6 protein-coding genes are annotated in these 9,644 nt (G+C 57.7%); all 6 read right to left on the bottom strand.

Features of this window, described 5'->3' with window-relative positions; translation table 11 throughout:
* Positions 1-383 (bottom strand): type VI secretion system ImpA family N-terminal domain-containing protein (locus NXS07_RS12395; protein ID WP_258086845.1); only part of this gene is annotated, 383 nt, incomplete at its 3' end.
* A 78-nt stretch (positions 384-461) separates the two neighbouring features.
* Entirely contained in the window at positions 462-4,031 is a 3,570-nt protein-coding gene (tssM, locus tag NXS07_RS12390) for a type VI secretion system membrane subunit TssM (RefSeq protein WP_258086844.1), read from the bottom strand.
* Positions 4,028-5,464 (bottom strand): type VI secretion system protein TssA, encoded by a 1,437-nt coding sequence (tssA, locus tag NXS07_RS12385; RefSeq protein WP_258086843.1) that lies wholly within the window; start codon positions 5,462-5,464, stop codon positions 4,028-4,030. Before tssA ends, tssM begins: the two co-directional genes overlap by 4 nt.
* 5 nt (positions 5,465-5,469) lie before the next feature.
* Positions 5,470-6,135, bottom strand: a complete 666-nt coding sequence (vasI, locus tag NXS07_RS12380) for a type VI secretion system-associated protein VasI (RefSeq protein WP_038206893.1) — start codon at positions 6,133-6,135, stop codon at positions 5,470-5,472.
* Positions 6,132-6,926: a hypothetical protein gene (locus NXS07_RS12375; RefSeq protein WP_038215405.1), complete on the bottom strand. Its 795-nt coding sequence runs from the start codon at positions 6,924-6,926 to the stop codon at positions 6,132-6,134. Before NXS07_RS12375 ends, vasI begins: the two co-directional genes overlap by 4 nt.
* Complete coding sequence (gene tssH, locus NXS07_RS12370; RefSeq protein WP_258086842.1) at positions 6,926-9,640, bottom strand: type VI secretion system ATPase TssH; 2,715 nt, start codon at positions 9,638-9,640, stop codon at positions 6,926-6,928. Before tssH ends, NXS07_RS12375 begins: the two co-directional genes overlap by 1 nt.
* Positions 9,641-9,644: the final 4 nt, after the last annotated feature.

Here is a 9,644-nt window from a genome sequence, read left to right as displayed (position 1 = left end):
CCGGTGCCGAAGTCCATCTGGCGCAACTGGCTGCCGGTGCGGGTGTGGAACCATTCCAGTAAATCCGTGCGCACGGCCGGCTGCGGCGGCCACAGGGCGTCCCACTCACTGACTATTACCCCGGCCAGCAGTTCACAGCCTTCGGTAAAGCCCGCCAGCCCGTTCAGCTGCATCCGCGCCAGCGTGTAGTAAATCGCCGTCTGCAAATCGACCCCGTTACGGCGGAACAGGGTCAGTGACAGCGATTCCACCAGTACCCAATTGACTTCCGGCTGGGCCGGGTGGCTGATTTTGTTGATTTCGTCGCGGATAACCGCAAATTCCGGCAGATTCTGCGGGCTGCCGCCTGCCCGGATGATTAAATTCTCAGGGTGTTCACTCATGCTCTGGCTTTCCTTAAAAAAACCCCCGCCCGGAGGCAGGGGGGATGGTTCTTGCTGAATACTGACTCACACCCGGCTTCAGTAGAGGGTGTCCGGCAGTTTGAACTGGCTGAACAGGCCGCCCGCAAACGGGTTGTCCGATTCGTCCACGTAAATGCGGTAGGTGATCTCGCCGCCGTCCACCGCGAAGCGCACGTCAAACGCCCCCGGCTGCACGTTGGTCAGCTTGCCGCTGTTAATCAGCCGCAGCTGCGCCCACGGGCCGGTGAAGCTCAGGCTGCGCGGCGCCGCGTTACTCCGGTCCGGCATCAGGGTCAGCCGGCTTTCCGTGCCCGCCCGCATCGAGTTTGGCCACACCAGGTGCGCCACGTTGCTGCGCCCGTGCGCGTAATCCACCAGCTGGCCGTCGAGGTTCAGCAGGCCGCGGCGTTTGTTGCCGGTCAGGCTCACCGGCTCGATGGCAAACGCCGTGCCCAGCCCGTTCTGCGGGGTGAAGAAGGTGGTGCGGATACGGTCCGCCACCGCCAGCTGTTTCAGCACGTCCGGCCGGATAAGCTCGCGCCCGTCAGTCCCGGTGGTCAGGTTGTTTTCCACAAACGGTTTCAGGCTCTGCTTATAGAAGGTATCCAGTGTCCCGTCCGGCCGGAAGAAACGGTCAAACTCACTCAGCGGCACGTCTTCGGTGGCCGCCGGGTTGAACGGATACCGGCCGGCCAGGTAGGTCTGGTACTGCTTGACCACCGTCTCGTTCCATTCCACTTCCAGCGAACGCACCGCTTCCATCATCACCACCCGCCACGCCTGCTCGGCCAGGTCACCGACCCAGCGGTTCAGCGGCTCCGGCAGGTTTTTCGCCATCTGCTGCACTTCAAATATCGCGTCGCTGTTGTTCTGGTCCAGCCGCAGCTGCACCGCCTGCAGCGCCGCCTTGCCCGGCACCGGCGAGTTCTGGATAGCCAGCAGGTAACGGTGCAGCGCCATCAGTTTCTGGTAAACGCTCTGCAGGGCACTGCCCTTGTCGCCGTGCTCAACCAGTACCCCGGTTTCCGGCGCAAAGTCCCGGCTGATGCGGTTTAACAGCCGGTAATCCGACTGCGCCAGCAGCGCCTGTTTTTCCTTGTCACTCAGGGCGCCGCCCAACTCCGGCGGCCGGGTGTTGTCACTGAGGATTTGCAGCGCGCGCTTGATCGGCTGTTCCCCGCTGATCACCTGCTCGATGGCGCTGATGGCCTGCGGCAGATCCTCAAAGTCCCGCACTTCCAGGTTGTTCATCGCCGCCCGCCAGTGGGCGGTGTAGTCCCCGACGTACAGTTCGGTGATCTCACGCTGGATATTCCCCTGATCGGTGTCGCTGTACTTGTTGGTTTTCAGCGGCAGGTTCAGCACCCAGCTGTCCATCTCGGTCAGCTCCACCAGCTCTTTGTCCTGCCGGACAAAGTAATCCGTCAGGCCGTGGCGGGTCAGGAACTGCGGGATCACCAGCCGGCTGTCATTGCCGGCAATAAACACGCTGTCAAAACTCGGCCCAATCTGGTCACGCAGGTTAACCGGGGCGGACAGGGTATCCTGGGCTTTGAGGCGCAGGTTCTGGTAAACCCGCTGGTTGATGGTCAGCGCACTCAGCTCCTGCTGGGCCTGCTTCATCGGCTTAATAAACGGCGCAAAGCGGGCGAGGGCGTCCTGATTGTCCCTGTCGCGCTGCCCCTTCCAGTCGGTATGGGCCAGGGCGTAATCCAGGTGGGTCAGCAACTGCGCCTGTAAATCCCGCTGGCCGTGGAACGCCTTGCTCCAGCGCGCGCGCATGTACTGCTCGACCAGGCTGTTGTTGCGCTTGCTGCCGTCTTCCATCATGCGCATCACCCGCAGGATCTCGAGTTTTTCCTCACTGCCCGCCGGTGCCCGGTTCAGGTCGTCCAGCAGCCCCTGCATCAGCGACGGCAGGAAACGCTGCTCCAGCAGTTTCAGGTAGGTGCCTTCCACATACGGCCCGACCCCGTCCCCCTGATACAGCGCCATGTCGGTCAGGAAGGATTTTTTCTCGTGGTAGTTGCCGTACGCCAGGGTGGCGTCCCGGATCGGGTTCAGCAGCGGCAGCTGGAGGTTGCCGTAACGGTCATCCCCGTCCGGCGGCGGCACGGACAGGAAGTTTTTCGCCTGTGCCAGCACCTCTTCCCCGGCCTGGTAGTTTTTCTGGTAGAAGTAATGCCAGCCGCCCCACATGGCCACGATCACCAGGGCGCTGACCGTGGAGAAGGTGTACAGCTGGCGGCGGTTGCGGCTGAGCCAGAGACGGTTTTCTGCGGCGAGGTTCGGCTCCGCCAGCAGCACCTCCTCAAACAGGGCCTGGGTAAAGTACGGCAGGGTGTCGCCCGCCGGCCACGTCGGGAACGCCTGCGAGCCGAGGTGATACTGGGCTGACGCGGACTGGGTGAACAGGTCATCCATCTGGCCGACCTGACGGGCGGAGGTCAGGTAGACGCCGCGCAACATCGGGCGGTGGTGTTCATCGTTGTACAGGATGTCTTCCAGCATCTGCGCGATATAGCTGTGCAGCCCCTGGACCTGCCGGGTAAAACTGAACAGGGCGCTGCGCTGGCCGGCATCGACGCCGTTGAGCATCATGTCCGGCATCGCCCCGTTGAGGTTGGCCATCCACTGCTGCCAGAACTGTTCCAGCTCGCTGCGCCAGGCTTTTTCATCCCGGTTATTGAGGCTGAAGGTCACGCCGAGGATTTGGTCACGCTGCCGGCGATCCAGCGACGGGTACATCGCTTCGAAGCCGTGCAGCAGGTCGATTTTGGTCATGACCAGATAGAGCGGCAGCTGGCTGTGGAAGGTCAGGCGGAGGTTTTGCAGGCGCTGGTGGATTTCCCGCACGTAGCGATCCCGCTGCTCCCGGTTGTCGGTCAGCAGGCGCAGGGTATCGACGGCCAGAATAATGCCGTTAAGCGGCTGGCGCTGGCGGTTTTCCGTCAGCCAGTTCAGCAGGGATTCCCACAGGCGGCTGTTGATCTGCGGTTTGTCACTGTTGACCGGCACCGGCTGGTCAATCAGGCCGCCCTCGGGATCGATGATGACCGCTTTTTCGCCCAGCCAGCAGCGCAGCCTCAGCGAAATGTCGCCATCCTGGCGCAGGTATTCCGGCGCCGCGATGTCGGACAGTTTATAGCCTTCCTTGATCAGCGTGGTTTTGCCGCTCTGTTGGCTGCCGATCATCATGTACCACGGACGCTGGTACAGGTAGTTATAGCTGTCCAGATGGCGTTGCAGCTGGGCTTTCCAGTGATCGAGGTAACGGGCCTGGTGTTCGATATCGACCCGCACCGGATCAACCCCTTTCAGCTCGACGTCCAGGTTGAGTTTTTCCAGCTGGCGCAGGCGGCGCCACGCTTTGATGCCGATCCAGAGCAGCACCATCAGGATGATGAGGGCGGTCGCCAGCCAGCGCGCCGCCAGACTGTCCAGCGGGGTGTCGTTGCGCAGTTTCCATTCCGGCCCCCACACCCAGACCGCGATCAGCAGTAGGCCGGGGATAAGTGCCAGAGCCAGCGCCATCGTGGCCTTGAGACGCGGCAGGGATTTAAATTTTGATAGCGCCGGCAAGGCCGATTTCAACGGCGCCAAGGATGACAAAGAGGGCCATTTCATGTGTTAACGCTCCTGTGTGACGCAGTATCCTTCGCAGGCGAAGGTATTTTTTCAGCCAGCAGGGTCAGCAGGCTGGGTTCCCATTCAGTGAGTAACATGTGTTGTCCCGTGTGTAACAAGTTCCGGTAATGCTGTTGTGCCAGTGCGGTCATGCCCGCTTCTTCAAGCAGTTGGGCAGTGAACAACTGACCATAGAATTGATCCCGGGGCTCCGTCAGTAGCTGCTGGTGTTCTTCCAGCATCTTCAGGGCGGCTTCTAGCCCCTGTTGCTGGAAGCAGTGCCAGATGGCTTCCTGATCGGCCGACACGGCTCCCGGGCTTCCGCTGGTGTCGGGTTCCGGTGTGAGCCAGTCCAGGGTGTCAGGAGAAATAAACGGACTCAGGTCGGAAAAACTTAAAGTTTTCAGTACAGGAAGCCGGGCCAAAAACGCATTCAGTTCGTCACGCATGGCCTGCGCAACGTGGCTGTAGCCCCGTTGTTCCGCCGCCTGTGCGGCAATGGCATGGCCATCCAGCCAATAAGGGGCGAGGGTCAGGCTCTGCTCAATTTGCGCCAGCAATTTGTTATCCGCCGTCGGCAGTCGCGCCAGATAATCGGCGGTGCGATCCGCTGACGCCGGTGCCAACGGCGTTTTGCCCGTGGCGTTCGCCATCGGTGCCGTGGTAATGGTGTGCCAGACCGCATGACGGCGCAGGCTATAGCCGATCGGGGATTCGGGATACCGTTCACACAGCAAATCCGCCACGATCATCAGGGTCTGTTTCCACGCTTTATCACTGGAACTGTTGACCGCCACGTCAGGCATCGGCGCTTGTTCAGTGGCGTGAGACGACGGAGCCGCCGACGCCGCCTGAGGGGCTGTGGGTGCAGGCGGTGCCGGCGCCGTTCGGGCCTCTGGCTGGCGGTTATAGCGGGTACGCAGTTGATCGACGTCTTTCGCGAGGTCGGGTTCATTGGCGTGCCAGCACTGGGCCAGGTGAGCCAGGGCACCTTGTGCCTCGTCGCGCTGGCTTTTGCTGGCCTGCTCGGTGAAGCCCGCCTGGGCCGATTCAAACCGTTTGATCACCTGCTGTGCCAGCCGGCGCTTCAATCCCGGTTTGACCGGCCAGGCTTTTTCCCAGTAATTTTTGACGTACTCGGTCAGCAGCTCTATCGCCAGGATCAGCTCGGCGGGGTGACCGGCATGCTGCAAAGTCCGCAGCAGGTGAACCATCAGCCGGAAGTCCTTGCTGTGTTCGCTGAAAAGTTGCAAAGCCTGTCGCTGGAGGGCGTCAACCTCCAGCGTGCCATGTGACAGCGAGCCGAATTTGACCATCTCGCCGTCGATGAATTCCCAGGCGGGGTCGCTCTCACTCAGTGCCTTGCCCGTCTGTTCGTCGGACAGGGGCGCCAACAGGGCGCCGAACCAGTCGAATTGTGTTCTGATGTCCATGTCGGTTACCAACGGCAGGCGTCGCGTAAGGGTTTCGCGGCCTGCTCCAGCTGAGAAATATTAAAGGTTATCGGGCTGCCAGTGCGGGCCGTGATGGTCATCTGGTCGCTGTTCATTAAGCGCTTGATTTCCTCAATGCCCGGCAAGCCGCGGCTGGATTCCCATAAGTAACCGTGTTCCCGCAGGAACCACTCGGTTTTGAATTGGGTTTTGTCCGTGGCCACGGTGACCGTACCGGATTCCATCGGTTTAGGCAGTGCCACCTGCAAACGGGTAATGCGGTCAATGCAACTCAGCATCAGAACCGGACGGGGAGGCGGCACCCCGACCGCCGGTGTGGTCAGGATAACGGGTGCCTCACCATTTTCTCCCTGCGTTACGATGAAGCCAGTGGAGTAATCGGTGCGTTTCATCTCCTGCTCCATCGCCTGTCGCCACACAAGCCCCATGTTTTCCATCGGGATTTGCAGGGCGTTAAACTTCAGGTTATTCACCGTACGGTCATAACACGCCAGCCGGACAAGCGGGGACGGTTCAAAACGGCATTTTTGCATTTCGTCCACGTATTCTTCTTTGGGTGCGGCCACTTCCTTTGGCTCAACCAGGTTCGCCAATTTGGGATCACCTCCCAATGACGCGAGCAACGCGCTGATAATTAATACAATATTCATAATCTACACCCGTATTTAGCCAGTTTGTAAACCAACGAGCGCGGGGCAATCCCCAGACTTTGGGCAATCAGTCGGGTGTCGTTGCCATACTGACGCTGACGTTGAACCAACACGGCGCTTTCAAATTCTTCGATGGCCTTTGGCAGATTATCGATGTGGCTGTAATCCACGGAGATACGGCTCACACCTGCGGGTTTCGATCCACTCAGGGAGGCAAGCAGTTCATCCAGTTGTTTTTCTTTCTGTTGCTGAACCTGAAATACCTGGCGGATTTGGCGTAACTGCCCACGCAGCTGTTCGAGTTCCTGCAATTTTTTCAGGCGGTGCTGCATGACATGGCAATAGAGGCCGAACATGTTTTCATTGTTGATAAAATGGCTGACATGTTCGGCAAAAATGGCAATCACGCCGCAGGCCTGTCCGTTACAGTCAAACAGGGGAATGGCATACAACCCGCAGTTATGCGGCAGTTCCGCAACAAACGTGCGGAAAGGCACGTCGTCAATGCGCGCACCGTGATTCAGGGAATCCCATACCGTCGGGGCTCCCTTGCGCAGAACCTGTATCAGCGGGTTATTGACGTCATCAATATCCACATTCAGCCGGCGTGAGCTGGCTTGGTGGAGTTCCGGCAGGTTGTAGCATTCCAGTCTGTTTTCATTGGTGTTAAGCAAGAAAACTAACAGGGCATCAAAACGCGAGCTCTGGCTCACCAGCAGAAAGTGGCCAACCAGTTGTTCTATAGTGTCATCATCTAATAACGCTAACGCGCTTTTCAGCCGCTGTTTCATTATTCTGCCTCCTCAACCTCAGCATGGAACTCGTGTTCTACCACGGTTAAGCGAATGGCACTGATTGCGGTACCTGCGGCCATTTTCTGCAACAGCAGTAATGAAACAGGCGGTAATAGGGCGCCATCAATGATGGATTCCAGCATACGGGCGCCGTTTTCCGCACGGGTGGCACGTTGCAGGATCTCTTCCGATACGTCATCGCTGATCGTAACTTCGGCGTTAAAGCGCTGAGACAGCAGGTTATCCAGTCGAGCCAGTTTGCTCTGAATGATGGTTTTCAGCGTTTCGTGACCCAGAGGCAGGTAAGGGATCACTTCCATACGTGCCAGCAGGGCGGGTTTGAAAAACGCGGCCAATTCAGGGTAGAGCAGGTCGTTAAGTTGATCTGGCTGCTCGGCATGATCAACGATAGTTTGATAGCCAAGGTTAGAAGTCAGGAAGAACACGACATTTTTACAGTCGATGATGCGTCCTTCGCCATCGGCCAGTTCGCCTTTGTCGAAGGCCTGATAGAACAGGTTCAGTACATCAGGGTGCGCTTTTTCGACTTCATCCAGCAACACAACGGAGTACGGTTTCTGGCGAATGGCTTCGGTCAGTACGCCACCTTCCCCATAACCTACGTAGCCCGGAGGAGAACCAATCAGGCGGGAAACGGTATGTTTCTCCTGAAACTCAGACATGTTGATGGTGGTGAGGTATTGGCGACCCCCAAACATCAGTTCAGCAATTTGCAGGACGGTTTCGGTTTTACCGACACCACTTGGCCCCACCAGCAAGAAGGCCCCCAGAGGACGCCCCGGACGACGCAAGTCTGCACGAGCGGTCAACAGGTGTTTATGCAAGTTCTGGATCGCAACTTCCTGCCCTTTGATGCTTTGTCCCAGATGGGTAGGCAGTTCGGTCACGATAGACAGTTCGCTCTGTGACAGACGGTTCAATGGAACGCCCGTCCACTCAGCGATAACCGAGGCAATCTGGGTTTTGTCTACATGGGGAGAAACCAGCGTTTGCTTCTGCTGTAGCTCTGCCAGTTGTGCGTTGAGCAGCGCCAGTTTTTCGATCAGGGATTGTTCGTCAGCGGCGGCTTCTGGCTCGTCTTGCGCAATAGCTTCCTGCTCTTCCGCGTCTTCAGCCGTCTCTTCAACCGCATTTTCGATGGTTTTATCCATCGTTTCTGCTGCAACTGACTCGTCGCTATCCGCCAGGAGTTGACTGCGCAATTCGATGATCTGTGTCACCAGCTCCTGCTGTTGCCGCCAGTTTTTTTCCAGCGTGACGAGTTCTTCCTGGATCTCTACCTGCTGGTTTTGCAGTTCTTCCAGTCTTTCCGCATGTTCATTCAGACCCATCCGCTGTTCTCTTTTCAGAACATCGATTTCCATTTGCATCTGGTGCAATTCGGTCGTCAGTGAGGAGATCTGGCGTGGCGGCGATGTCAGGTTAATGGCAACGCGAGCACAGGCGGTATCCAGTACGTCAATCGCTTTGTCCGGCAGTTGGCGGCCAGAGAGATAACGGTCACTCAATACCGCAGAGGCTTTCAGTGCTTCATCATCGATCAGAACACCATGCGCCTGTTCGTAAATGGCTCGCAGACCACGCATGATCACGGTGGCTTCTTCCGCGCTTGGCTCAGAGACTTTCACTAATTGGAAGCGACGAGACAGTGCTGCGTCTTTTTCGAAGTATTTTTTGTACTCGCTCCATGTGGTCGCTGCGATGGTTTTTAGTTCACCACGCGCCAATGCAGGTTTCAGCAGGTTGGAGATATCTAGTCCGCCCGCTTGGTTACCGGCACCAATCAAAGTGTGCGCTTCATCGATAAACAGGATGATCGGCTTAGATGATTGGCTAATTTCAGCCATGATGCCTTTGAAGCGTTTTTCAAACTCACCTTTAACCGCTGCCCCTGCCTGCAATGCCCCCAGATCCAGTGTCATCAGTTCGCTGTTGCGCAATTTATCCGGTACGCGGTCATTGATGATGCGCAGCGCCAGACCTTCAATCAGGGCACTTTTACCCACCCCCGCTTCACCCACGACGATCGGGTTGTTTTTGCGACGACGGCAGAGAATGTCGATCATCAGATCGATTTCGTTATCACGGCACAGCACAGGGTCGAGTTTGCCCTGACGCGCCTGTTCAGTCATGTTTTGGGTAAAACGCGCCAGCAGGCTGTCGCTGTTTGCCGGATGTACGCCCTGCCCATTTTTATCGTCGCCGCTGAAAGGCTGTTCGGCAGAGCCATTCGTCCATTCAGCAAAGTTCTGACGCAGCAATTCACGGTTGATACCCGCCAGCATGCGCGCGGGCTGTGGAGTCAGATAACGCATTGGACTGAACAGCAGAGCAATCAGCATGACGCCACCGCGTAATTCAGTATGCTGCATCTCCGTGGAAGCCAGCAGCCAGCTATCCTGTAACCATTCCACCAGCATCGGTGAGAAGTTCGGATAGGTTTGTACAATCGCCTGATGATGAGGCATCATCTGATCGAGTTGTTCTTTCAGCAGATCTTTATCGATGTCTGCTTTATTGAGGATCAGGCGCACATCACTGAGGGGTGTGTCGATCATCTGAAACAACAGTTGTGCAACAGTAATTTCAGGCTGCTGCTGGCTGACACAGGATGCCGCCGCCGCTTCGAGTGCATGGCGGGTCATCGGGTTTAAACGGTTTACAAGAGTGGGCAGATCAATCTGAATCATGACG

This window comes from Xenorhabdus bovienii (assembly GCF_024721015.1).
Taxonomy (GTDB): domain Bacteria; phylum Pseudomonadota; class Gammaproteobacteria; order Enterobacterales; family Enterobacteriaceae; genus Xenorhabdus; species Xenorhabdus bovienii.
Note: the sequence above shows the minus strand (reverse complement) of the source record. Positions and strands in the feature narration are given on the sequence as shown.

Bases quoted from the DNA above. Each gene is read 5' to 3' on its own strand.
- tssM (WP_258086844.1), bottom strand. From the start codon at position 4,031: ATGAAATGGCCCTCTTTGTCATCCTTGGCGCCGTTGAAATCGGCCTTG.
- tssA (WP_258086843.1), bottom strand. From the start codon at position 5,464: ATGGACATCAGAACACAATTCGACTGGTTCGGCGCCCTGTTGGCGCCC.
- vasI (WP_038206893.1), bottom strand. From the start codon at position 6,135: ATGAATATTGTATTAATTATCAGCGCGTTGCTCGCGTCATTGGGAGGT.
- NXS07_RS12375 (WP_038215405.1), bottom strand. From the start codon at position 6,926: ATGAAACAGCGGCTGAAAAGCGCGTTAGCGTTATTAGATGATGACACT.
- tssH (WP_258086842.1), bottom strand. From the start codon at position 9,640: ATGATTCAGATTGATCTGCCCACTCTTGTAAACCGTTTAAACCCGATG.